The sequence below is a fragment of the Paraburkholderia phymatum STM815 genome (assembly GCF_000020045.1).
Taxonomy (GTDB): Bacteria; Pseudomonadota; Gammaproteobacteria; order Burkholderiales; family Burkholderiaceae; genus Paraburkholderia; species Paraburkholderia phymatum.
In genome coordinates, this window is record NC_010622.1 from 256,539 (window position 1) to 282,249 (window position 25,711).

The following is a 25,711-nucleotide window of genomic DNA, read 5'->3' on the forward strand; positions in this document are numbered from 1 at the left end:
TCGCACTGTGCTTCCGCGCAGTGGAGGATCTCCTGCGTTCTAGGCTCGCAGCAACATGGGGGCCGACAACGCTAATCCGATCGTCAAGCCACTTTCGGAAAGTGGTAGTCGAAGATGTACCTAGCGAGTATTTCGCTGAGCACGTGTCGAAGCACCGAACCTATTTCAGGACCAGTCTGAACGTACACAGAGTACCGCGCAAAACCCTTAGCGAGTCTGTCAAAGAAATCGGCCCCGAATACCTTCAAGCGCCACTCGGCGCGACGCCTCACTCCACGATCGAACAGTTGAGGGAACGAGAGGTGGAGCGTATGACGGCAGACATCGAGCGGCTCCGACAAGGATGCCGTGACGAACTGCGGTTCTGGCGACAAGTTCGAGAGCGAATGACTGATATGGAGAAGTACCGACCAACGAAAGATGAGACAAAACTCGTTGGCTTATATTTGCGCGGTGGCATGACCAACTACCGAATGAATCTGCTGGGCGAGTGCAGCATTAGCGGCATAGCTTCCGCCATCGTACGGTATGCAAATACCCGAGGGAATCCGCGGCATCCGGAGCGGAAGTCATGGGCAAAGGATCTGGTCTTCGAGCCGCTGTTGGACTTCTATCAGATTCCAGTAGATCGAACCGAGGGGCTACACAGTAAGCACATTTATTTTCTGAGCCGCAATATTCATATGCGAGAACTCCTTGCCGCCTTCCTCGCACTTCTGATCCACACTCGGTTCAACGGACACAGTCTGCGTAGCGTGCAGCGAAATTGGATCAAGGAGAACCCAGACGGCTCCTTTTCCGTCGACGCGTTCAAGGGGAAGACCGGGAGATTTACGCCAACTGTCGATATTACTCGCGAAAATCAGCCTGCCTACGACGCGATCAAACTACTAATCTGGAACCATGATCAACTGCGCAAGTTTGGACATATTGGGCCTGATGAAAATCGCATTTGGTTCTGCTGGAACAATAAAAATACCGTTATGACGGAGCCATTTACAAATCCGGATCAAGCCAAACGAATACTTCTCACTCAGTTAAAAATGCAATGGTTTTCAAACGATCAAATTCGCACCCATATGCTGACCTTGGATAAGTTTCGCTCCGGACGTGAGTTTGAAACAATCCGCCAGGACGCTGGGCACCAGTCTCTAAACACAACTGCCCACTATTTTGACCAGTTATCAACCCAACTCCATTCGAGCGCAATAAACCTAGAATATAAACGTCGCCTCGACGCGACCATAAAGTTTGCAATTTCTGACGACCGTGAATTTTTCGCAAAGAAATTCGACCCACGATTTGTGGACAAAAATCTGCTCTTTCCTATAGGCGACGGAACAAGTTGCTCCTCACCCTATTCTCCTCCCGATCCCGGTTGGCTGTTTGACGGTGTATGTGATGCCAAGCGTTGCCACGCGGGCGACGGCTGCCCGAACAATCGGATCATCGTCGGAAAAGCACGGGTCCGGGAGATATGGGCCACTTCGGAATATTACGCAAATAATTGGCATCGGCTGCTGGTTGCCAATGAGCAGGCTTTTATGGCGTGGCACGGTCCGGCAATGATATTTAACTTGGCCCTAAAGTCTTACATCCGATCCAGCACATTTTGGCCGATGATCAGGCCACTGGTGAACGACGATGATAGTGAAACTGAAGAATAGCCAGCATAAAATTAGTCGATCCGAGCGGTTCGCGCCGTCGACTATTAATATGCTTCTAACCAGCGGGTTTTTGAGCATATCCGACGAATCTGTGATCAGTCTCAAGCGCTCAGACGCGAGGCGGGAGGAAGAAAAATTTGTTACGTTCGACTTAAATAATTATTTTATGCCGCCGAATGCTCTATTCCCCGAGCCCGTCGCACTGAGCACACGTCACGACATCGTTGCGGCAATGTTGTTAGGACTTGACAACTTCATCAGCAGAACTCGTGATTCTCATACGCGAACGCGGCGGGTCTCGGTTCATTTGATCGAAATCGTGATGTTCTACGAAGCCATGTGGGTTCGAAATGTGATTGTCATCGAATCAATGACGCCTTTGCAATTCTTGGCGATTGCAAATGAACTGGCAGTAGGAGGTTGGCCGGAAGCGCTAATGTTGAACAATCGAGCTCGCCGCGCAGGTATAAGGGAAAAAGATTTCGAAAAACAATATGCCGGTAGGGAGATTAAGGCGCGTTTGTGTACAGCGTACAGCCATTGTTTAGAATACCTCAAGGCCCAATATCTACGATATTGCAATGTCGATCCTCTTGTAGACACGTCAGATACATCTATCAGGAAATATAGCGCTAGCAGGATAAGGTCGTGGTTGGCCTCCGCGAATCTCCTTTACGATGCCCAGCATGGTTATGGCCTCAAGGACTGTCCTTTCCCTGACGCCTATGCTTTGTCAAGAACTCTTGGCTTGCCCGAGGCACGAACAAGAAATCTGAGCATCGGTGAAGCAGGGAAGATATTCAGAGTAAGTATGATTTGGGTTTACGAACGGGCACCCCTTCTCCTTGCGCTCTTGGAGGAAATGGTTGTTGAGGTAGAAGCCGCCGTGAAACACCGCAAAAGTGATATTGGCGAACGCTTGCCAACAGTTCTGCAGAATTCAGAGAATCGTAGAGATCTAGAGAATCTTCTTCCGTTCGAGTTACGATCCTTGGACGCTACCACGCATGGGTACATTCAACATTCAGTGCGAAGCGCGATTACAGGACTGATGGCTGCCTGTTTTGTGCTTCTCGCATTTATGAATGCACGTCGGAAGAGCGAAGTCAGTCACAAAATGGTTGGCCTCATGTGTGGATCGCTTACCGTTCGCAGCGAGGCGCTTCGCATCTATGAGGTAAAGTTTTATGTCGCAAAGACTTACAGGCAACGAATGCCTTTCTACGTGAATGAGACGACATGTGATGCAATACGTACGCTCGAAGAAATTCAGGCGCTATTCACTAGGATTGATAAAGCGCGCCTGCCGGCAAACGAAATCACCCCATTCGACGAAATTCCGTTGTTCTCGTACAGACGATTGAGCGTGGCGGAAGGTATTGGAACCGAGCGGATCTGGTTCGATTTCCATTCCTACGGACGACAAGGCGACGCCGCTAGCCTGGTGCGAGAAGCGCTTGGAACCGCTACCCTATCCTTTGGAACAACGCATATCTTTCGACGAATGTATGCGTTGATATTCTTTTACCGATACGAGAATGCCGACATTGTGGCCATTGCTCGCCAGTTCGGCCACGTTGATCTCAAATCAATCCTCGTGTATCTGACCGACCCCGCGTCGCGAGCCGATATTGAGAGCATCTTTCGGACAATTCCTACTGAGACAGATGATCGTCGCCGCGCTTACATGGAGGAGATGGCTGATCTCGAAAAGGAGATACGTCAGGTAGGCGACCAAAAGCTGGGGGAGGAGGTATTTGCAATCTTAGCCGGCGAACCATACGCGGGCGGATATGCACGATACGTGCGGAAGTTGCACGCAAGATTCGCACAAGTACTCTCATTCGCGAAGTCCTCGGCGTCCGATGCCGTCTACAACGCTGTCAAGCAGCGCGGCCACTTTCCACGTCCATACAGTCACGGCGAATGTATGTTGGGAACGGCGACTAATCAGAAGGCGGCGCGATGCTATTCGATTGAAGATGGGCACGTACATCAAGAGAAAGCAAATGCAACTACTTGTGCAAACTGCAGATTTCATCTAACAAAGGCCGCCTATGTAGAGAACCTAGAATTTGAGCGTGAACAGTTGAGTGCGAGCATGAACTCCGCCGATCCAAATTCATTCGAAACGGCGCGCCGCAGAAGGGAACTGAAATCACTTGATGAGGCTATTGCTTCGCTGCGCTCGCGTCTAGGTATGTCATATGCGCAATAACGCCACACGAGCATCCGGTCGCAAGCCGACGGTCGCGTACAACGCTGAAGCAAAAGCCAAAGTCAATATCGAAACGAAACTGAATCTGATCGAGCGTTTCGTCAAACAGTGTGCGGTAATGTCACCTCCCGAAGGCTGGAGCGAATCAAAGAGGTCCAACTCACCTCCGCAATCGCTCAGACAGTTCAATAGGTGGACTGATACATCATTTATTTGCTCGTTTCTGAACGTCGAAAAGATCGAAGTCCAGACAATCGGAAATGGAACCTTGGAGCGCTATGCAGAACTTCGAGTTCGGGTTCAACGCGCTTTGGAAAATATCGAAAAATTGAAGAGCAAAGGCGGGACTTTGCTTGAGCAATCGGAGGCAACCCGACGGCGAGCGCATAAGAGGGCGCTTAGGCAGTTGGATATCCTTGAGCGAGAATTGGTTGATCTGCGACGAGAGCGATTTGCCCTTATACAGGAGCGTGACGAACTCAAGAATCAACTGTATGCACTTCAAAAGCGCTTCCGCGATGAAGTGTCAAAGGCCGTCGAGTCCAAGACCGCCGTGAAAGGTGCAGTTGTGACACGCCTCAAGTGAGGAAGTATGATCGAACGGAATGCATCGGAGTTTGGTGGTGGCAGATTGTCGTGGAAACGATTCGGCGCGAAGCGATATGTCGTCGCGTATGATCCCGTCACTATGGGAATAGTATGGCCCTTAGTTGACTACGCAATCTTTCTCACTGATAGAATTGGGAGCGATCCGAAGACTGTCGAGTCTGCGATACTTGGCGTTGCGGCGTACAGGTACTTTTTGGTTGTAGTTTCGAAGGATGACAATCGACGCACAGAGAAAAAACTCGGATCGTTGGGGTTTGAGGAGTCGACCGATACACTTCTCCGATCTTTCCGGGATCAGGAAGTCGAAAGGGTTTGTAGGCGAATAAACTCCAATCATGACAAGATGACAGCGCAACGTACTGTCAATGCCAAGCTTATACATATCTACCATTTCCTTAACTGGTATAGGTGCACGCACAATCTTGAGTATTTTTTGGGCCCTAGCCAATGCTCTATCGCTTCAACTCTAGGTGACAGTGACGTAAATTCGCGAAGGCGCGGTCGATACGAGTCAAGAACGTATGAGCGATATCCTCTCCTGTTCAGGAGGGTGCATGAGAACCCCCGGACGGTTCGCGCCTACGTCGCTACGGAAAAAGACAAAGCGTACATAAGAGACTACTTCAGGGCAAACTTTACGTACTTCGTCGCCGTAAGGAATCTCCTGATTATGGAAATTGCGGATCGAGTCGGTTGGCGGCGGGAATCCATTAACTCTCTTGCTTGTGAACAGTTTTCGCCAGGTAGGCTTGAGGCGATGGACGCTCGCGGGCTCGCCTGCGTACCAGATCGGCAAAAGTTCGGCTATCGGGATGCGTTCTATATTCCGCCGTCTTTAGCCATCGAGATTGCTTCCTTTATCAATGATGTGCGCTCGACCTTCCTGGAGGAAATGGGCTGGTTCGATAAAGTGGCGACAGGACCTGTGTTCATCTCAGCTCGGGACGGTAATGGTTTGACAGATAAATCCATCTCGAAAATATTTGGGCGAGCATTTGCCGCAGCAGGTGCGCCCCGGCGCGCCGGCATTAAAAGCTTTCGATCCAAGTTCGCTAACGACGCAATTGCGGCGGAAACCCTCGCGAGGCTAGAACTTGGACTAGATACTAGTGCTCCCTCAGTGGCGGCGGCCGTTTCGGTTGATCTCGGGCACAGCCATCCGGAGTCAATCCGTGCATACGTAGAGCAGCATCAGTCACGGCTCGCCAGCCGCAAGCGAAACCCTTAGCTCCGGATGAGCTAAAAAACGCGCGATTGTCCACTGAACACTGAAATCGTCATTCATTGTTGGCCTTTCTTTCAGTATCGAAAGATTGACACAACGGGTCAATTTGATCGGCGACCGACAGCGCCCAGCGACTCCACGCTTCAAAATCGCCATCGAAAGCGCGTTCGTCGAGAGCGTGCTTTGAGTCCCGTACCTTGCAAACATAATTTCGAACCAGTTGCGCCTGTTGATGGGCGGTTACTTGGCTGAGCAACCTTCCGATACGGTCCCGTTCGGATTGCGCGAGTTCTTCGCGTGCACTCGCCTCGGCCGCTCGCGCCGCTTCACCGATCCGTTTTATGCGGTCTTCGGCAAAGTGTTTATTCCATTCGTAGGAGAACTGTTTCGCTTTGCGGTATTGTCGCTCGCCGGTCAGGACCAACGCCACCGCAATATCACGAAGTTGGATTTCGAGTTTGCCCGTCGGACCATCGCTCCAAAACAGCCGCTCCTCGGGGTCGTCGTGCTTCCATCGCGCAACTCGGACCTCCAACGCCATCAGTGCACCCGATTTCCCACCAGGTATCCGTTTGCGAGGCCGCAGACTTTCAAGCAAATCGACCCTTAAATCTACGTGTTGACTACCCACCTGGAGAATGATTTGGCGAGCCTCTCTTCCCCGGATGGTGCATCGGACGTCGAGCGCCACCAGAAGTCTGAACAGATTACTCAAGAAGATCAGTCGACGCTGCTCGAAGCGACTCTCAAATCTTGGCTTGTCCCAAGAGTAACCTGACTTCGCCATCGCATTTCGACGAACGTCATCTTCGCGCAGCAACTGTGCGATGAGCGGTTGGGAATTCTCGAGTTCATGCACGTAACGGAACTTTTGGGGAAGGCTTTGACGGATGCGCTTCTCAATCGCTTCAAGCGTTTCGTCGTAGACCGGAGGCTGCGGAATCTCGTACTCAGCAATCGATCCATCATCATTGTCGTCGATCCGAAATGCTTGAGGCTTTCCGGATCCGATATCGACACGATCTGACGCACCAGGCCCGCGTGGTGGCAGTTGACTACGGGTAACGTGTTGACCGGCATGTAGTCTGGCCCAGTAGCCGCGCGGCGGAAGAGGAATGTCCCCTCGGCGACAGGCCTTTGCCAATCCGACGTTGGACACTCCCAACGATTCTGCGACCACCGAGACGGGCCTTTGCCAAACCAACTCATAAAGTTGCCGGCGCGTAAATGCAAATCCCATAGGTTCGCCTCGTGCGAAGATACTTCAGGCCGAAACATTTGGCGTTTTTGAAACACGAGGTATTGCCAAGGCCGTTAAGAATCTACCCTTCGAATAATTAACGCGTCAACGACACAACAGAGATTTGCATACAAATGACCACCTGCGGTCCGAAATTGGGTTACACCATAGGCCATACAGTGTTCATCGGAAATCGCGCGATCCGGCTGCTAAACGTTTGCGTCTGCGGTGAGAAAGAACGCCGAGCAGTGAGCGCGTTTGTTGAGATCGCGCTTAGAAATAGCGGAGCATTGTCACCGCGGTAAGGTGCTTGTTTGACAATCGGCAGGCATGTAGTATCCCATACGGGGAATTGAGTCGCTTCACCAAAATAAACTACTATTGCGGCGAAAATAATGAAAGCATTAGAGGGCCATATCGGGGGCGAGGCTGAACTTGAGCGGGTACATTCATCGCTGACTGCCCACTTTGATGCGCTGCGCGCCGCGCGCAGCGATGGACCTATTTATCTTCTTGAGCACGACCTCTCCGAGGCAGACTTGCTGGCGGTACTACGCTCGGTACAAGTATGCCTGCGCCGCCATCGTATTGAAGGATCTTGGTGGGATTCTCATTCTCTACCGCTGCTCGTTGCGGCGACCGAGATCGGCTACATCTACCGCGGCACCGGTACTGACTTCTGGCCAATTTTTTCGAAACGTTTGGGAGAAATCTCCCTTGCAGACCGTTCGGAGCTTTCGAGCCTGTTTCGCCGGTCAACGGCTCGCTTCGGCTTTGCTGCTCCGGCAGATTCGCCTTGGAACCGGGCGTTTTGCCATATCGCTTGGCCCGTGTTACACGCGATCTTGCCAATTGAACTCCACCGACCTCTAGCGCGAGCCTTGCGAGATGTGCGGACGCATCTAGATCTCAGCGGCAGTGACGCTGCCTTGATAGCGCCTATTCGCAATCGCGCTCATCTGGGAGGTGGCGGTCGCTTGGCCGCCTGGCTCGAGGATCAGCGAACTGCGGCGGCGGTAGTTCGGCAGTTCTTGGATCCCAGTCATCAGCATGCGATAGCCAATTCGGCGGTTGGGCGAATCGCAGCGGATTTGGCAAACGATGAGATCGCAAAGGTTGCGCTGAGGGACGCCCGCAAGCGGCAGAAGGCGCTGATGATGCAACCCGTCCGGCGTGTCCGTGGGAAAATTCCGGTCGAGGAGACACGCTTTGCGCAACTCGTGCTACGGTCAACCGACCAAGGGCTCTTACTCGCTCTCAAGTTCCCGCAACTAGACGTGCCTGCTCGCGAGGTTGCTAGAGAAGCACTCGATGCAATCCGATGGCGAGCATTCCTGTGGGGACGGGGGCAGCCGGTGCCGAGTCGGAATATTTTCTCAGACTATCCGGTGCCGTTGAATGTGGCTCTTTTGCCGCCGACGGATGCACCGTTGATCGAACGTACTGGTGAGTTACCGGTGCCCCCCGAGGCAAAAGAGTTTCTTGACAGCCTTCGCGTCAACACCTCGACTCCTATACTGTTTTCAGACTTCACTGCGGAGGACGACGCTTTTCAGCGGTTATCAAAGTCAGTCATCGGCAACTCGCATGTCGTCGTTCTAATCGCTGACGAAAATCCACCTAAATCAGCAGAGTTCTTGGGCCGTGTCGCCGGATTGCGTGTTTATAAGATCGACGTGGGTCAGCCGGATGGCGTTGAATGGCTAGAGAACTACGGGTGGTCGGTTTACCGATCTTCGCTCTTTAGTTTCGTCGGCGAACCAGAACTAGAGCAGCATCGTCCCAAACGCCGATTCCGATTAAACAGCTATATAGCCTTCGAGGTGACTGCGGTTGGGGCCGCGTGTACCGTACACTTGATAAAACCTGATGGTAGTGAATCGCATATCGACGGCACTGACCGCATTCTTGCCGGATTTGATGCGGACCAAATCGGGATATACAAGATCCAATACGGTGCTGGAGAGTCAAAGGTCTTCGAGGTTGTTCCCTATGACGACGATGAAGGTCTAGTAAGCGTCGACATCGCTGCTGGAACTGGCGCGATCGCTGATCTCGTTGAAAGACAAGTCGTTTTGCGCTTCGAAAGCGAAGCCTCGTTGCAAGAGGCTGAAGTCGAACTGCGGTTGTTGAGTGACAGTCGCGAATGCGCTCGGGCAACTCGCACTTTGCCCGATACGCCTTGTTGTCTTAACGGCGACGACATACTTTGGGATTCAATGCTTACGGAGGAAGTACTCGAGCGACTCCTTCTCTCGAAGACCGTCGAACTTCGCGTCTTGATTAAAGGCTTGGTCGACTCGAACTTTCGATTTGAACAGGCGGCGGCGCCGTTTGCGTGGCGTCAGGATGCAGTTGGAAATCTAACTGCCGTGAATGAAACGGGCGAGATGGCCCTTTTTTTCGCGTCGCCACAAAATCCACTTGACGTCATGCCATCGACCGGCGGTGTTAGTGGCCCACATATCACCCTGTACCGCGCTGGCAACAGGATTCCACATATAACAGGCGGACTTTGTGTCGGCCCCAAAGTTTGGCACGCAAGCGATGAGCATGCTGCACCCATGCCAACGCGCCTCCTTCGTCAGTTCGAGGCGCGACGCGGTGATGCCGCCGACGCACATAGCGTAGTGGAAGCTTTGCTTTCGTGGTCGGCTGCCAGTGTCGACCATCCAATCACACAAATGCGCCGCGGCCGGGTCGTGCAACAACTTGACCACTGGCTGGTTCGACAACTTTGCGGAGCAGACTGGGCTGACCGGGAGTCAAAGATATCCAAAAGTCGCGAGACGTCCTTCGCTCCCGCCTTCCTTCAAGTGTGCAAGCGGTTGCAGGTTGGGTATGCCAAAGCCGGCCTGAGTCAAACTCAGTGCGCCCACTTGGATCGTATCCTTCTACGGCTGTTAGAGAGACGCGGTCTAAGTGTCTTGCTCCACGAGAGTTGCATTCATGTAGATCAGGAAGTGGGGGCTGCGCTGGATGATCTGTTCAATAATGCCTATACCATTTTGCACCTGGAACTGACATCTCTCGGGGATGGTTGCCCATTTGATCCCGACGAGGATATCGACGTTGGCGAGACGAGTGAAGATTGGGAACGCGCCCGATGCGCTGCTTCGTCGGAGACAGCAATTGTTGAACTCGTCGACCTACTGCGACCGCTTGGGGCTGGCGAATTACTGAGTCGGTCGGACTTTGATGTGTTGCTTCCCGACGATGTCATCGACCTGCTTCACCGTTGGATTGCCACCCATGGGCCATCGCATCACGTTCGCCACTGGAGTAGTGATCTGGTTGAGTCGGCCTACTGGCTGTTTGCCAAGCCTTCTGTGGCTTCGCGACTTTCATGGCGAGGAGCGACCGAGAGATTACTTGCTGATGGTTTTTCTGCGCGGGCAATCCGCTATGCAGCACTGAGAATGACGATTAAGAGCCGGAATTCGCTATGAACGATCCCTTCGTCGATCTGTGCCTTGGAGTCCAGGCGTTGCGCCGCTCAGTCGAACGCCAGATCGCTGGCCTTGGGGGCGCAACCGGTGTCGCTGCGATGTCATACCCGCACCAACTCGCCAACGTCCAGCGGGTTCTTACCGATAGCCGTATCCGCCATTTGCTTGCCGACGAGGTGGGTCTCGGAAAGACAGTCCAGGCTTTGATGGTGCTGAACGCGCTCAGGATTCAAAATCCGAAACATCGTGCGCTCATCCTTGTGCCGGAAAATCTGGCGCCGCAGTGGCTACTTGAGTGCCAATCGCGTGCCCATTTTGTTCCACTCGATCACGCTCCACCCCGTGATGAAACTGGCACACACGTACGGATCGCCTACTATGAACAGTTGCGGTCAGTCACGGAGATCGATCCGGCCGTCTACGACCTTCTGATCGTTGATGAGATACATCGGCTGCAGAGTGATGCACGACAGCGTATCGCGGAGGTTGCCGGAGACTTCCGGCAATTGTTGCTGTTGTCTGCAACGCCAAGGCTTGAAGATGCTCAAGCGTTCCGACAACTTCTCACGATTCTCGAACCTGCGCGCATCTCGTTGGCCGCGCGTTCGTCGGAGACTCCGGAGATTGTGCTGCGCGAGCGGGAAGCCGCGATTGCAACACTCGCTGCCAACGGAACGCATGACCAATGGATGCAAGTAGGTCTTGCGTTGCCGCCAGAACAAACAAGTCTCGCAACGCTCGCCCGTACCCACTGTATTCTTCGCAGGGTGATTCACACGCGGCGCCGAGACTTCCCAGACCTACTGCCTCAACGTGTGCACCATCGCATAGCGGTTGAGTCCACGGGCGATGAAAATGCGCGCCTAGAAGAGGTTTGGAAATTCATAAGCCGTTCGGCCGAAAATGATGCCACAACCGATCTAGCGCGCCTTGGCCAAGTTGCCCTGCGGTCTCCACGGGCGCTCAGTGAGCGGATCAACATTCTAAGACGGCGTGATCAGCGGGATCCGGAGGGTTTCCTCTTAGCCGCGACTAGACATCTCGACGCCGGGAACGGTGATAGCCGTCTTGAAGCGTTGATTGACTTACTGGTAGATATCTGGAACGTAGATCCCGAGGAGGCCGTACTTGTCGTTGCAGAGGACAATCCAACTGTCGATTATCTTTCTACCGCCATTCCGCAATACCTGCCAGAGATAGGCGCTCGTGGGCGTCGACGACCACTATCCATCACGGTCAAACGAAACCGCGATGCTGCCGCTACCGCGGACATCGTGGATCTGTTTGCTGAGTACGGAGAGTCTCTTGGCGGATTTGTAAATGGAGAGGCTCAACTACTCATCGCAGCTGACCTGGCGCAGGTTGGACTTAATCTCCAACACGCTCGCAAACTTATTTTCTTTAGTATCCCGTGGTCGCCCATTGCAGTTGAACAATGGATCGGTCGCCTTGACCGGTTAGGAAGTGCTGCCCTCGAGCATCAACCCGGCGAGCGCAACATCGATATTTTTACGATCTGCCAACGCGGTCAGGTCGACGAACGCGTGGTCTCGATACTCGATGACTTTGGGATATTCGAGCGAAGCATCCGCCTAGACGGCGATGAAATCAACATCGTCAGTCAACATATTGTCGAGGCCGCTCTTGCTGCGAACAACGATGATTGGCGTTCCCTATCGGAGGAAGTACGCGCTGTTGCGAGCGATGGCAGCGAAGTTCTACACACGCCACTATTAGACGAGTTGCCTTGGCGACCCAAGCAGACTCGCGCCCTCGCTGATTATTTCGATCGAGTCGGGGTACTTGGCCCAGTTCTCGAGCCCTCAGACGCGCGTCGCGCGATCGTGCGGAGTGAAGTGGCACTTCGAAGTTGGATGCGCCTCATCAAATCTGCAAACGGTCTGCGCCTCTGGTCTGGGGAGGATAGGGACACGCCGTCACGAAAATTCCGATTGCTTCACTACTACCGCTCTCCTTATTCAAAAGCACCGATAGAGCCGCGATTTTTACTTCCCGGCGTCGATCCTGGCGACGGCCGGCGCTATGCCTATCTCGACCGCCGGCGTGCTCTTGAGTCGCCGCCTGTCGCGACTGTTCATGTCGACGATAACCCCGTGACTCGGCTTAACTTTCTCGATCATGGAGATCCAGTCCATGAGACATTGTTAGCGGAGTGGGCGAAAATCGGAAAGGATGGACCTGCATGCGTTGAAGTGCTTTTCCCTGAGGGGCATCCACTTAAAGATGAAGCACGACGTGGGGTCTATCTAATCGCGATTTTGAGTTGGATCCCGGGAGAACTCCACCTATCTGAACCAGACCTGTCATCGGTACTGCCTCGTCTGGAGGAAACGAACATACGCCAAGAGCGCAAGCCCATCTTGGATGCAATTGCGAACATGGAGGAGGATCTCCGCGCAGACCGTTTTTGGCTCAATAGCGTCCTTACACCTCGCCTGGATGTTCTGGCTGCACAATATGTCGATGGCGGTTGGAACCTCGCTGAACCAGGTATCGCCGACGCACTTCTGATGCCATGGAGTCTGACGGTGCATGGCAAGGATCGGACCCTTTCCAAAGGGACGGTCACCGGTTTGACTGCTGAACTTAAAACCGCGCGGAATTCCGGTCTTGAGTTGCTGCGCAAAGAGTATGCAAACCGGCATCAACGCTCACTCGGCGAACGCATCGATCTTCAAGATAGAATCGCAAGCAGACGTTATCTTATCGACTCGGAGGCAACCGACCTTGTCTTGTTGAGGCAAGCGCAACTTGATGACGCGGTTGCTCAAAACCTAGAAACAAGCGAGCAAGGATTTGCGCGAAGCCGTTTCCGCACGATTCGTAATGCCCGAGACATGGCGGTGCATGCACGCGAGGTGAGACTTGCCCGCTTCGCCGGTTTGGCCGAGGCACTGGTAAAGCCCGCGTTCAGCCAGTACAAACTGGTTACGCTGACGGTCGCATAATCAACTTTGCGACCGACGCCAGTTATCGAAGCACTGGTTGGCCGCCTCGCTTACTTGCCAGGTCCAAGCCCTCGGCCCCGGTCCGCCGAGAAGGCGCATTGCACGAACGAATTGGGTTGGAATGGGATGCTGAAAGGTAAGGACACCGTTTCGCCAGTTTGAATTCTCGGGCGTTTCAGTCACGACGCCTCGCGCGAGCAGCGCCCACGCCCACTCGTCCCAGTTGTAAAGGTCTAAGGCTTGTGCTGCGGAACCCTCCACCGTGGCGAGGATTGGATGCCATTCGTTGGGCGCACGGCCAGGCCGAACTCCGCACCATGTGCCATTAGGAACTGTCGAAGCCCAGCGACCAGAAACTTCAGGGGTATCACATCGGCCAAACCAGACTGTAGCGTCAGGCGAACCGACTACGGCCCTCATTGTGACGGGGTCAAGCGGATTCCCCTCGTGGGTAACCGCATCCGTTAAGCACCGCCAGAACTCTCGGAGCGTGCTGTCGGCTTGTCCACCGACTCGCCGTGCTAGATGTAAATGGAAACCGGCAGGTCCAATCCAATCAGAAAACGGCACCGATTCGAGGGCAACCGGCACGGACGATGTCAGTCGCGTATAGCGAGGACCGTGAAAGTCGTTCGGCAAAGGGGCAGCAACCTTACCCAGCACGATGAAGGAGCCGTCGTTGATGCTGACAATCGACGGCCTAGACAATGCCAGACTGTCCTTTCCATCGAGGCGAATACGAGTGAACTCGCCAATGTCGATCAGCGCGTCGATGACGTCCGTGACGCGGTTGCGGACCAGACCTTCGTCGAATCCGGCCGCGATAAACTGTCGATGCAGATATGTAGTTACACGTGCGCGCGCCGGAGAGCGCCAGGATTGAATGCAAGTTCGCGCTGCTTCTGCTACAGAGTCGACCGCTGGTACGTCCTCGCGGTCTGCTCTAAAACCAAGGCGTTGGCGCAGCGTGTTTTGATCGAGATTTTCAAGCATTTGATCGGCTCACTGCATCAGCTTGTTCCAAAACTGATCTGATGCGTTCATCATGGCATACGAGGATCAGGACGTGGCGGGCTCGGCTGCACGCGACATAAAGATCGGCGGACGTGAAGCCTGCGCCCAATGCAGCCAGATCGTAGACGATGACGACGTCTGCCTCGAGCCCCTTGAATGAGCGCGCGGTTGTGCAAAGTACGCCCTTGCCGGTTCGCCATTCAGATGCAGATGTAACGATGCTTGTACCGCTGACCTCGCTTAGCCCCTTCAGACTACTCCGCTCTTTAGCAGCAGGGCCGATGAGAACAATCTGATGAGGTGCAAGGTGCTCAACTTCGAGCATCCGACGCAATTCATTCGCAACAAGACCTGCCTGTTGAGTTGGCGCAGTCGCGCGGAGCATGCGCACGTCGACGCCAACGGGCGCGCCCGCTGGAGAGAGCGTTTCAATGGGCACGAGATTGGCGCTTAGCCGCGCGATCCGCTTGGTATTGCGGCAGTTGACGTTGAGTGCATAGCGTGCAGGAAACTCGAACGGTGGAGGACTGGCACTGGCTCGAAGGCTCTGCGCCAAATCCATGAAGACGAAAATTGCCCCATCCTCACCGTCTTTAACGAGAGGGAACAGTGCGTACCACCAAAGTTCGGCAAAATCTTGGGCCTCGTCGACAACAAGAGCACCGTAACGCGGTTCCCCGATCGCAACGAGGCTTGCTACGGCCCGCTCGAGAATCGACGCTGCATCCTCATCCCAGAATTGACGTGCCTTGGCTTGATCGGTAGGGACTTCGAATGGCAGACCGACCTCCTTCGCCAGTTCAGCGGCCAGCGAATGGAAGTGATAGACGTCAATGAGTTTGGCGATTTCGGCGCGGCTCGGATCGGCGCCAAGTTGCTCGCGCAGCCATTGAGCAAGTTCCTTGTTGTAGCACACAAACAGACATCGGATGCCTTGGCGTGCGGATGCTAAAGCGCGTTCCATCGCCAGTAATGTCTTGCCTGAGCCGGCTACGCCTTCGATGAGCAATTGCTTGTTCGCAAACAGGCCGTGGAAGGCGAGTGCCTGATTTTCAGTAAGTTCGAGCAGTTTTTCGCGACCGGCTTCGATCTGGGGCGACAGTGGTCGCACGATCTGAAAGCGCGGCATCAAAACGTCGAGCATCTCAATGAATTCGGTGCGCTCAAGCTTGCCAGCCTTCCCTGGAAATGCGGTGAAGGCTTTTTCGATCATCCGCTCAAGTTCAGGCATACGGTCGACGTCGATGAGGATTTGATCAGCGACATCGAGTGGCAAAAGTCCTTTTGCCCGTCCATGCGGAAAGACCACGGCGTACGCATAGACATATTTGCTGGGAGGGAGCCGACCACCGGTGCGCTCTTCCACAGCGTTAGTTAGCGCATGCATATTGCGCCTTGCCTGATCGAATGGGTTAGTGATTCTGCGCTCGCCTTTGGCCAGTTTGCGAAACCATTGATGGCCGCGGGCGAACATCTCTTCACCACCCTTCACTTCGAGCACCAGCAGGCCGTACCCCGGGTGGAAGATGACGAAATCTGCTTCACCTTCGCGCAGAGGTGCGTCGACGGAATCCCGTTCGGGGCGTAGCCACGGTAGGGAATGGACTACGCGGTAGGTATTGGGAAGTTGGTCACGCAGTGCGATAAAGACATCACGCTCCGAACCGTGAACGATCTGGTCCGGTGACACATCTGGGATCATGATCGCCATGGTCAGCTATCCATATGTCGATGAAACGCACCGAGAAATTCTACTGCATCCTTGTTGACCTGCTCGGCTCGTGCAGTCGGCCGTAAAGAGGCGTACACGATGCGGTAACGATCGATTCCATTCTCTCTAACACTGGCGTTTACCAAGCCAAAGGTAACCTCACTACCGGATGATTGAAACGCCCTGCCGTCGGTCCTCCGCATTAGCATAGGAGTCTTGCTGCGCGACTCTTCCACACGCGTGAACATGTGCCATGTCCCCTTTTTAAAAGGGTATGTCTGTCCAAGCGCAGGCTTCGCGATTTCCATGGTTTCAACGTCGAGTCGAACGATAAAGCTGCCTTCTGGTGCGTCCGGAATGTCGGCAAACTCGGAGGCGGGCGGCAACTCTTGTCCCGATCCCTCTAGGTGGGATAGCGCTCGATAAACCGGCACGCCGGCGTCTGCAAAAGCAAAGGGGGCATCGTCACTGTCGCCCGCCATGGCAGCATCAAGCGCTCGTAGGACTGCCGCGGGTAGCGCACGATCCACCAGTAATTGGTCGAGGTAGCGGTCGGTGGGTTTACTTCCCCGCGCGAAAGCTCGTTGTGAACCCGGTTGTTCTCGAATGAGAGGGTGACTGATAACCAGCGTACGCCCGTCGTACTCCGGCAAGGTCAGCGTGCCGTCTGGACCTCGCACAACAGTCTTGCCAGCATCAATTAAGTCAGTCTCTAGCATGTCCAAAAGCCGATCTTCAACGTGCTCCGGGACCCAAGGCCGCTCCCCATAAAGAATGTGGCGCAGAAATGTCGCTCCAAGGTGTCGGTCGAGATCGGCGTGATCCCAGCGGTTCTTGTGCGAGCGCAAACAGGCATAGCAGGAGGCTGAGCACTCACAGGTTTCGAGTATTGCTAATGCTCGCGTAAGCAGTTTACCTGGATCACGTGCTGCCGACCGGACGAAGCCGGCACCGCCCGGTGCCGTGTCGTAGAGGAATACTTCTACCTCACTACCACGCGCGCCCCCCTCATTGAGTGCGGGGCGATGGCCGCCTCCAATATCCGCCACGTCAATGTCTAACAGATCAGCTGCCGCAATGCTTAGCGCTTCGGCAATCGTCGTTAGCACGATGCGGCCTGCGGTCGAACCCGCGGGGACCTGAAGTTCTGGCGATAGCCGGAACGAAAATAACGCGATATCGGTCAGGAAGTCATGACCGAGTACGATGGCTCGTTTGTACCCGGCACACATTTCTGGTTGTTTGCCATAGTTAGGATAGGGGCGGCGGTGCTGCGGCTTCGTTAGCTGACCCTCGGTCCAACCGGTCGGTTCCGTCCTGCCACATGCCGGACAGTAGTGGAAGCCGGTTTCCAGACTTCCCGCTTTGCGAACACCCAAGTTCGTCACCATCAATGTTTGCTTGGATGCCCACGCAGCAAAACCACTGCCGTCTGGGCGCTCGAGTTTCCCCAATTCCTGCTCCTGCTCGAACTGAGGCGCGCTAAGCTTCGCACGTGTCGGACGGGTCGAAAGTGGTGTTTCGGCACCGGCTAGCTCGGCCGGTTCATCGTAAGGGTGAGCGAACCCAACCGGGACGATCCAACTCTCTGCGGGTCCCATTCCGGCCTTTTTCTTGCAGGCCGGGCAGTCCTCAGTATCGCCGCGACGGTGTGTGTCGTCGGGTTCCTCGAGCTTTGCGTACCCACAGCGACTACATTCGTAGTAGAGCTTCTGAGCACGATAGGCGTTAATTCGGTCCTTCTGAAATGACGAGTAAATCGCCATCGAGCGGAACTTTCGGCCGTCGACCCAGACCTCGCGCCCGGGGGCATATTGGCTCAGCGCCTGGGTTAGGCCAGATTGAGGGGAATATATGATGTCGGCGCGATAAGAAGTGCTGGATGGATCGAATACTGAGAAGGAAACGACATCCGTCGGGAACGCATAGCGGGGCAGCACTGCCTTGGCGAAAAGTCGGTCCAGCAGATTCTGAGGTTGCAATGGAGCTTCGGGGTTTGCGTCCGCGTTCTGGTGCGCTTTTTCGGCTGTGTTGTCCGAAGGAACACCACCCATATCGCCATCGTCACCATAGTCGTCGATGCCAAAGTCGAAGACCGGCCCTTCTTCCGCCGCTATGACGGGACTCGCTGCGACGAGATCGACCGCCTTCTCGCCTGCACCTACCGAGTCGAGTGCCCGCAAAAGTTCTTGTGGCAAGGACGAGAAGAAAAGCTCAGGATCTTCTTCGACTGCCTCTGGCGGAATAACGTCGCGAAGAGCGGCGTCGACGAATGCGGCGTTAGTCGCCAGCCACGCTTTCAGGCCTGAAAACGTAAAGCCATCAGGGTCGGGAAGGCGAAATTCTGATAGTTTGCCAAGCGACTCGAAGATGTTTGAGGCTTGGGCGTCACCATCTGCCTCTGGCATTTCAATCCGTTCTTGCTGGAATAGCGACAGCATTAGCGCGAATGCATGGCGCTGTACGATTTCTCGATTGTCGAGATTCAGAACCGGATCAGGAACGGGCCCTCCGACCATCGCTTGGGGCGCCGCGAAAAAGCGCTGGTCGTGGCTATCGGAGCCGGCAAACGTCACTACGGTCGAAAGGGAGGAACCTCGGCGTCCGGCTCGACCAGCTCGCTGTTGATAGTTAGCGCGTCCTGGAGGCACGTTGCGCAGAGCGACAGCCGTGAGACTACCGATATCGATGCCCACCTCCATCGTGGTCGTACAACTTAGCACATCTACCGCACCTGCACGCTCACCGCGTGGACCCGGGACGTCGAGGTCTTGGAAGCGCAACTCGTACCACTCCGCCCGCGAGAAAGCCTGATCTTGACCTGCGTCGTTCAGTTGAGCCGTGTGTTCTTCGGCAACGAAGGGATAAGGTACATAGCCTTGATCGTTTTCTGCCTCGAGCCGTTCAACCAGTTTGCGATAGAGGTACTTTCGAGTACGAAAAACCGTGTCTTTACGCGGATCGAGTAGCGCGGTTTGTTTTCCGCATTGGATGCAGGTCCCGCCCATCAGCAGATTCTCGGGTTGCGCCAACGTGCAATGGCCGCAGCGACGCCACCTGACTTCCTGCTCCGGTCGCAGCCGGACCTTGGCGGCATTCACAAAGAAGCCTTCCGCATTTTCGTTCTGTGCAAATGTATCGGTTAAGAAATCGATCCAACTTGCTCCTGGTTTTGCATTCTTACTGAATTGTGCGCGATGCCACCTTGCCCCGAAGAGCTTTTCAAATAAGCCGGTCTGGCGGCCGCTGCTCCTCTTGATCTGTGGACCTTCTCGTGAATCGATCCACTCGCTGGGCGTACCCTCCAGCATGACCGACCCGGTGGACAGCGACAGAGCGATCCATAGATCGAGCAGCGCGCGACGCTTCTCTTCGTCGGTTCCTCCGCCGGCAGGAGGTGCATCCAACGTATTGAGGCGCTTAATCTGGTTCTCGGTCAGAAGTGCCTGCGGAGCAGCAAGTGCAAGCGGCAACAATCCGGTGTGCCGGTTGGACAATACACGCGTGAGTGGCGCACGCACGGACTGTACACGCGTCTTGTTTAGCGTCGCGGCCAATTCCCGAAACTCGCCAAGATCTCCATGATCTTTGACAAAGTTGCGCACCTTGCGCAGATCGCGGGCGAACTCCTCATGTTCGGAACCAGGCAGACGGAAGTTCACGTCGAACTTGGCGCATGCATACAGGATCGCTGGATAGGCATACCCGAGGGCGATGGGTTCATCGAAACGCTGTTCGAGCATCTTCAGGCCGGACAGGAGAAGGGGGCGTATGCTGTCCTGAAGAGAGAAGTCTTTGAGTTTTCCCGATAGTCTGGAAGCCGCTTGACGACCATCGGAAAATATTAAAGATTTACGCCCTTTAAGCGGTGAAACGGCTTCAGGGCGCGCAGGTTGGTCCAGCAGTTGGACGCTAATCAGTTCCTGAAATGGCTCATCGCCTTTGGTCTGGTGATTCATGACCTGCGAACCGTTTCCTTCGCAGTGTGGGCACTTCTCGAAATGCCCAGGTTCCACATTTTTTGTTGGGCGTGGGAGCCAGATTTGGCGAGCACTTGTGGATTGCGTACCGACACGCCCGGTCAAGGGATCGAGGAAAGCGGTAGTGCAATATTTGTCGGCATCGAAGCCCGGATCCTCCAGCAGGATCTGCACGGGACGGACGACGCCATCAACGTCCTCGAGGTCGCCGACGTCTTCTGCCCATAAAAAGTCGGGCTGGGCGGGGTTGAGTGCGTAGGCCTGGAAATAAGCGACCCCACAATCGCGACATGTGTGGACTTCAAACACGCGCGCGCGGCATCCACATTCCCGCGTCGATTGCGGATAGAGCATGCCAGTAGGACCGGGTCGGATATTGGCAGGCAACTTTGAGCAAGCGACGTCGGCGCAGCCCCAAAGGCCCGGAAGGCCACGAAAGAAGGCATGCACTCGCGCGGCGAGCAGGGGTTGGCCTTCAGGTTCTGCCTTTGCGTAGGATGCGAGTTCGAGCAGGGCATCTGTCGCGGGGACATGGATACTGGCAGGAATGTCATGCTCGAAGAGCAAGGCGCCAATCTCATTGATCGCGATTGGAGATCGAGGAGTCAAGGTGGTTTCGTCTTCCCTCGTTTCCGCGCCGCTGGTAAGGTTCACGAGCCTTCCGACTATGGGGAGATCCTTCAGGGCTGCGTGGACTGCACGCTGCAAGCCGTCGCGAATGACCTTTTGCTGACCATCTATTACCATCAGATCGGGTTTGTCTGCCGAGCGTCCAATACTGATGCCGTCAACAGCGGTGATCTCGTTGATTAAGAGAAAGGAAGATGTTGTTTCGATCTGACCGTGTGCAGGTACAGTGACGGTTTCCTCGACGGGATTTAGCATCGCGTCGAGGCCGTTCAGAGTTATCCTTTTGACGTCTGATGCAGCAGACGCGAGGGCAAATCGCTCCGCGGTGAGCACCTCGCGCCGGAAGGTTAGGAGAGGTCGAAGGGCATCGATACGGTGCGCAGAATCGACATCCTTGAGCCGCTTTATGTCGCATGCTGCGAGTGCAGTTGCAAGAGGCAAATCGCCGGACCCCGACGGACGTCGGGCGAACTTTTTTCCTCGAAGAACTTCTATCGTGTCGGCTTCGCGGCCGACCAGGTCACCGATGAAGTTCCGTGCAGCCTCTCCATCGGCAAAGGAAGCGCTAGTGGCTATCACCTGCATGCGGTCGGGCGCCAGACCGAGCCTATTGCGGAGCCGGCGAATAAGGAGCGCGACTTCGGTGCCGCTCGCGCCTCGATAGAGGTGTGCCTCGTCAAGGACGAAAAGCAATCGCTCATCTGGATGACTCTCGAAGTATGCCTTGGTGCGTTCGAAGATTGGACGCTCGATCGGTCTCAAGAGCATGTACTCGAGCATCGAATAGTTCGTAATCAAAAGATCGGGCGCCTGATCTTGCACCTCATGCCGCAGTAAGAGTTCCGCATCCTCGGGGCGCTCGATTGCACGTTGGAATCGTTGGTCGGGGCCGACCCAGCGTTTGCCGCTACCGAGCCATGCTGTCATGCCATTTTCGAGACCATCATCACCAGGCTTAGCAGGCCAGCGCCCGAGCGAGCGCAGTTCGCGTATTTGCGACGCGATGGCTTCGTCAGTTTGCGCCCCGCGTTCGAGGTCTCGATAGAAGTTGAGACTCTTCAGGCGTTGCTTATTGCGCTCTTCTGTTCGTTGGCCTGGGTAGAGCGAGCGCCCCGTGTATCGGGCGAACTTTGCGGGTCTGCCCGCATGCTCGGTGAACCAATGACGTACTGCCGGTGCTCCCAGGAGTTTCCGGAGCCGCCCCAACTGGTCATTTACCAGCGCGTTCATGGGGTACAAGATGATCGAGCGAACAGCACGCTCGGCGAATTGTTCGGGTTTGCTGGCGGCTTCGTTTGCCAACTTCATCAAAATCGGCAAAAGAAACGTTTCGGTCTTGCCCGACCCCGTGCCGGTAGTCGCCAATACACTACGAGCAGATGAGCCAGCGATGATCTCAAGGGCGTCCGCCTGGTGATCATAGGGAGGGTCAAAAACCAGCCTGCCTCCCTCTGCGGTGCCGAGATGACTCAGAAAGTCACGGGCCTGATGCGGTATTGCGAGATCCGCAAACTTCCGTCTCCCCTGGTAAATCGGGGTGCTCTCCACATAAGCTTGCTGAGAGATCGTGCCTTGCTCGTCGAGAATAGCGCGGCGGAGATCAACAAGGCTCGGGTTTGAGATATGGTAGGTCGCTTCAATATACGCGCTCAACGCACGATGAAGATTTTTTAGTTCGCTAAACATTTTGGCCCTCGGATGCGGGCAATCGCCCGCAATGTCCGCAACGGGTTGCAAATGGCGATCTGGCTCCCAGCCGTCGTGCCCCCGTCGCGTTCTATTTGATTTACTGTCAGCTAACCCCGTAGACGGAACTTTGACCACGACTCGGTGACGCAAAGCCGCGCGTGAAAGTGCGCAAAATTTGGCCCGAGAGTTCCCGCGGCTATATTACAGCTTCTTGGGCGCCTGTAGATTCGTGGCGAAATCATTTCCAAAAGAGCGCGGACGCTCGCCGTCTAGATGCCGTCGTTCGGGGTTTTGTAGTCAGCTGGTGATGTCAGGAATGCCTCGATGTCAGCGGAACGCCAACCTACTGAGCGAACGCCGAGCCGGACAGGCGGTGGAAAGGTTCCAGATTTGATCCGTCCGTAGATGGTTGAGCGGGATAAGCCCGTTTCCCTTTCGACTTCCGGTCGGCGCATGATCGCCGTAGGCGCTCGTCGCTTCGGTTCTTCCATCGCTTTCCTGTGCGCGGCCTGTGATGAGGTGTCGGGTGGGTGTTGAACCTCCTCAATCGCACTGCGGCTGCTTGCCGACAATCCGAGGCCGATCAACATTACTGCAAGCTCGTCTCCGGCGGCACGCCACCGTGCGAACGCTTCGCAGTAGGCGCGCAGGGAGTCTCCATCAACGAAGTCCAGTACGCCAGCATCAGATAACTGCTTGGCGACGGTGGGCCAAAGTGCGAGTGCCAGGGGAGAGAGTCGGGCCAATGCTTTTGCATCGGCAGCACGTGAATCGATTCGGCTTCGATCCGCGCCTCGAAGACGCGCTGCTTTGTGCGCAGTTTGGACGGGTACATGGGTTCGTTCCCTCATGTCAGCCTCCTTTCAGGCGTCATGCCGTTTAATGCACAATATCGGCACCTGTAGTCCAAGACAACTCTCCAGTGCGATGGCGTCCATTACCGAACGAGGACCATATCAGTGGCGTGCCCAGGTGCGACGCCGGGGGCACGCGTCTCAAAGCAAGACGTTTGCTACGAAAGCTGAAGCTGAATCTTGGGCCAACATGATTGAGTCCGAGATGGCTTGGGGCGCATGGGTCAGCCGAGGTAAGGCGAAGACCGCCACACTCTGTCAAGCCTTGAGGCGCTACGAGACGGAAATATCGCGCAGGAAAAGAGGTTCAGTCCAAGAAGCGTCCGTTCTCAAAATCTGGATGGAGACGGCACTGGCCAAGTGTCCACTGGTCGCGATCCGCACTTTGGACATAGCTAAACTGCGAGACGAGTGGCTGGAGGCCTACAAGCCTGCCACTGTCCTGCGGCGATTGGCCGTGTTGTCGCATGTGTTCAGTGTGGCTCGTAAGGAATGGGGAATGGAAAGCCTACCCAACCCGGTGGAACTGGTGCGCAAGCCGGAACCGGGCGATACCCGTACTCGACGCTTGGTTGCGGAGGTACATCTCGAGACGGCTGAACGCGTCCGTAACCCCGATCGACGGGCACAAGATGGAGAACTCGACCGGGTCGTAGCAGCCAGCGAATCCGCACTCTTGCCGCCGATTGTCTGGCTGGCAGTCGAAACCGCGCTGCGTCGCGGCGAAATCGTGTCGTTGACCTGGGAGTATGTGGACCTACCGCATAGGGTGATTCATTTGCCGGCGACCGGAAACGGCACCGCTCGCGATGTGCCGCTTTCGTCACGTGCAATTGCCATCCTTCGATCCATGAAAGATCGCGGTCGCGCTAAGAAATCTGCCCCTCGTGACGGGGCGGAACGAAGCAACTTCATCTTTGACATCCGGGGCGATGCGATAACCCGAGCGTTCGAGCGGGCGGTGGCAAGGGCACGGAAGATCTACGAGGACGAATGCCGTATGGCCCGTGGGACGCCAGACGAGCGGTTCCTGGTCGATCTTCGCTTTCAAGACCTGCGTCACGAAGCGGCGTGCCGGCTAGCAACGATATTCCCTCTGCACGAGTTGGCGAGGATCACCGGCCATAAGGATCTGCGTATGTTGACGCGCTACTATCCTCAACAGGAGGAAGATTGGGCGCATAGACTTGCATGACACTCGGCGGCGAGGTGTGACACACCCAATGGCATGTGGAGCGTCAAAGTCGTCGCTGGAGCGCGTGCACATGTTCAGTCACTGCCGGCCGGCTCACGAGGCCCACGCGGATGCTGCCGCTTCCAGATCGGCAGCGGATTGCCTTCTCCCCATCGAACTTCACCCCGTGTCATCCGGCGAGCGCGTGCTGAAGTCAACACTGACAATCAGCGCGGACCGACGAAACGGCACTGTAAATGCGACAAAACACCATGCCAGACATCCGGAAGCGGCAAGAGTTAGTAGCCGCTGGAACTGGCTTTCGGTCATATCAACCACGCACTGTAATACGGGTTTGACCGAGACGATTGCGCCAACGCTTGGCACATCGGCATTTCCAATCCCCGGTTCCACGATCGGCGAGACTTGGATCAAGAACCGCGTCACACCATTCACCGCTTCCGTCAAGTCCCCCTCAATTCGAATCGAGGCGTGACCTTCACGCTCCGGAACTTGATTGCGAGGTCGGTCCGCGCGCTCAGACAGACTCGAACTCCAATTTGTGACCCGGCCATATCGATTCAGGAGTTCGCGCCGGCCGCGCCGTTGTACCTTACGCATATGGAAACATGTCTGACGACCGTACGCTCACAAATTGCCTCCGTCGGCCTCGGTGACAAGTTGACGGCGTTGGGCGAAATGAGCGTGCCGATCATGTTGATCGAATCAGCCGGCATGGCCATCAGCCGACCGCTCAACCTTTTCTGAAATGGATGCCCTACGACCAACCTGATTCCGGCTTGGTACGGCGATGACTCTATATGCAATGCTAGGCCATCACAAAGGAAACTGCTTGCCGGAGAGATGACGCTGGACTGTTTTCAGCCAACGACAATGACGAGTCAGAAAACAAAAACCGGCCTAAGTGAGCCGGTTTTTAACGAGAATTGGTGGAGCGGAGGAGGATCGAACTCCCGACCTTCGCATTGCGAACGCGACGCTCTCCCAGCTGAGCTACCGCCCCATCTGTCGCTTATGCTACCACAAGGCATGCACGTTTTGTGATCACCGTACTAGGTATCAACGTCAGGCGAACTCGGCCCATTCCGTCAACCGGCAAGCGGTGGCGATTAACCTACTTGAACGTCGACTTCTCGCCTAGGCTGGGGCGCTTGGCGTTGAGCAGCGGCTCCTCTGCCCGACCGCTCGTTTCACGACCACGCCGGGCCCCCTCATCTCCGGCCGTGGAACGCTTGGTGCATCGTTGAGGAAAGAGAAAACT

The 25,711-nt window shown here is 55.3% G+C and carries 13 protein-coding genes and 1 tRNA gene; 7 read left to right on the forward strand and 7 right to left on the reverse strand.

All coding sequences use genetic code 11. The features are described 5' to 3' along the window. The first annotated feature begins 311 nt into the window (after positions 1-311). From BPHY_RS01155 to BPHY_RS41600, 4 genes are all read left to right on the forward strand, one after another. A complete protein-coding gene (locus BPHY_RS01155; RefSeq protein WP_157686501.1) occupies positions 312-1,667 on the forward strand; it encodes a hypothetical protein in 1,356 nt (451 codons plus the stop codon). Further along, positions 1,651-3,885 carry a hypothetical protein gene (locus BPHY_RS01160; RefSeq protein ID WP_157686502.1) on the forward strand — a complete coding sequence of 745 codons (2,235 nt, stop codon included), beginning with the start codon at positions 1,651-1,653 and terminating at the stop codon, positions 3,883-3,885. The genes BPHY_RS01155 and BPHY_RS01160 overlap by 17 nt, the downstream gene beginning before the upstream one ends. Continuing rightward, a complete protein-coding gene (locus BPHY_RS41595) occupies positions 3,875-4,471 on the forward strand; it encodes a hypothetical protein (RefSeq protein WP_012399655.1) in 597 nt (198 codons plus the stop codon). The genes BPHY_RS01160 and BPHY_RS41595 overlap by 11 nt, the downstream gene beginning before the upstream one ends. A 693-nt stretch (positions 4,472-5,164) precedes the next feature. After that, entirely contained in the window at positions 5,165-5,722 is a 558-nt protein-coding gene (locus tag BPHY_RS41600; protein ID WP_157686503.1) for a hypothetical protein, read from the forward strand. A 49-nt stretch (positions 5,723-5,771) separates the two neighbouring features. On the opposite strand, the gene BPHY_RS01175 is transcribed toward BPHY_RS41600, so the two are convergent. Then, the gene (locus tag BPHY_RS01175) at positions 5,772-6,959 is read right to left on the reverse strand and encodes a hypothetical protein (RefSeq protein ID WP_012399657.1); all 1,188 of its coding nucleotides are present in this window, start codon (positions 6,957-6,959) and stop codon (positions 5,772-5,774) included. Positions 6,960-7,354: 395 nt separating this feature from the next. On the opposite strand from BPHY_RS01175, the gene BPHY_RS01180 reads away from it, so the two are divergent. Further along, positions 7,355-10,408 carry a hypothetical protein gene (locus BPHY_RS01180; RefSeq protein ID WP_012399658.1) on the forward strand — a complete coding sequence of 1,018 codons (3,054 nt, stop codon included), beginning with the start codon at positions 7,355-7,357 and terminating at the stop codon, positions 10,406-10,408. Then, entirely contained in the window at positions 10,405-13,377 is a 2,973-nt protein-coding gene (locus tag BPHY_RS01185; protein ID WP_012399659.1) for an SNF2-related protein, read from the forward strand. The genes BPHY_RS01180 and BPHY_RS01185 overlap by 4 nt, the downstream gene beginning before the upstream one ends. On the opposite strand, the gene BPHY_RS41605 is transcribed toward BPHY_RS01185, so the two are convergent. The 4 genes from BPHY_RS41605 to BPHY_RS43975 all read right to left on the reverse strand — a co-directional run bounded on the left by BPHY_RS41605 (position 13,378) and on the right by BPHY_RS43975 (position 23,252). Continuing rightward, positions 13,378-14,370: a hypothetical protein gene (locus BPHY_RS41605; protein ID WP_012399660.1), complete on the reverse strand. Its 993-nt coding sequence runs from the start codon at positions 14,368-14,370 to the stop codon at positions 13,378-13,380. It abuts the gene before it with no gap. Continuing rightward, the gene (locus BPHY_RS01190; RefSeq protein ID WP_012399661.1) at positions 14,363-16,102 is read right to left on the reverse strand and encodes a nuclease-related domain-containing DEAD/DEAH box helicase; all 1,740 of its coding nucleotides are present in this window, start codon (positions 16,100-16,102) and stop codon (positions 14,363-14,365) included. The genes BPHY_RS41605 and BPHY_RS01190 overlap by 8 nt, the downstream gene beginning before the upstream one ends. Before the next feature lie 2 nt (positions 16,103-16,104). After that, a complete protein-coding gene (locus BPHY_RS01195; protein ID WP_012399662.1) occupies positions 16,105-22,398 on the reverse strand; it encodes a DEAD/DEAH box helicase in 6,294 nt (2,097 codons plus the stop codon). A gap of 272 nt (positions 22,399-22,670) precedes the next feature. Beyond that, on the reverse strand, positions 22,671-23,252 hold the full coding sequence (locus BPHY_RS43975) for an AlpA family phage regulatory protein (protein WP_083775832.1): 582 nt from the start codon (positions 23,250-23,252) through the stop codon (positions 22,671-22,673). A 76-nt stretch (positions 23,253-23,328) separates the two neighbouring features. On the opposite strand from BPHY_RS43975, the gene BPHY_RS01205 reads away from it, so the two are divergent. Next, positions 23,329-24,450, forward strand: coding sequence for a site-specific integrase (locus BPHY_RS01205; protein ID WP_012399664.1), 1,122 nt, complete (start codon positions 23,329-23,331; stop codon positions 24,448-24,450). Between the two features lie 159 nt (positions 24,451-24,609). Here BPHY_RS01205 and BPHY_RS41610 read toward each other — a convergent pair whose 3' ends face one another. Continuing rightward, entirely contained in the window at positions 24,610-24,897 is a 288-nt protein-coding gene (locus BPHY_RS41610) for a hypothetical protein (protein WP_157686504.1), read from the reverse strand. Between the two features lie 480 nt (positions 24,898-25,377). After that, positions 25,378-25,453: transfer RNA gene (locus BPHY_RS01215), tRNA-Ala, on the reverse strand. Positions 25,454-25,711 lie beyond the last annotated feature (258 nt).

Excerpts from the sequence above, each read along its gene's own strand:
- BPHY_RS01155 (WP_157686501.1), top strand. The coding sequence starts at position 312 with ATGACGGCAGACATCGAGCGGCTCCGACAAGGATGCCGTGACGAACTG.
- BPHY_RS41595 (WP_012399655.1), top strand. The coding sequence starts at position 3,875 with ATGCGCAATAACGCCACACGAGCATCCGGTCGCAAGCCGACGGTCGCG.
- BPHY_RS41600 (WP_157686503.1), top strand. The coding sequence starts at position 5,165 with ATGGAAATTGCGGATCGAGTCGGTTGGCGGCGGGAATCCATTAACTCT.
- BPHY_RS01175 (WP_012399657.1), bottom strand. The coding sequence starts at position 6,959 with ATGGGATTTGCATTTACGCGCCGGCAACTTTATGAGTTGGTTTGGCAA.
- BPHY_RS01180 (WP_012399658.1), top strand. The coding sequence starts at position 7,355 with ATGAAAGCATTAGAGGGCCATATCGGGGGCGAGGCTGAACTTGAGCGG.
- BPHY_RS01185 (WP_012399659.1), top strand. The coding sequence starts at position 10,405 with ATGAACGATCCCTTCGTCGATCTGTGCCTTGGAGTCCAGGCGTTGCGC.
- BPHY_RS41605 (WP_012399660.1), bottom strand. The coding sequence starts at position 14,370 with ATGCTTGAAAATCTCGATCAAAACACGCTGCGCCAACGCCTTGGTTTT.
- BPHY_RS01190 (WP_012399661.1), bottom strand. The coding sequence starts at position 16,102 with ATGGCGATCATGATCCCAGATGTGTCACCGGACCAGATCGTTCACGGT.
- BPHY_RS01195 (WP_012399662.1), bottom strand. The coding sequence starts at position 22,398 with ATGTTTAGCGAACTAAAAAATCTTCATCGTGCGTTGAGCGCGTATATT.
- BPHY_RS43975 (WP_083775832.1), bottom strand. The coding sequence starts at position 23,252 with ATGAGGGAACGAACCCATGTACCCGTCCAAACTGCGCACAAAGCAGCG.
- BPHY_RS01205 (WP_012399664.1), top strand. The coding sequence starts at position 23,329 with ATGGCGTCCATTACCGAACGAGGACCATATCAGTGGCGTGCCCAGGTG.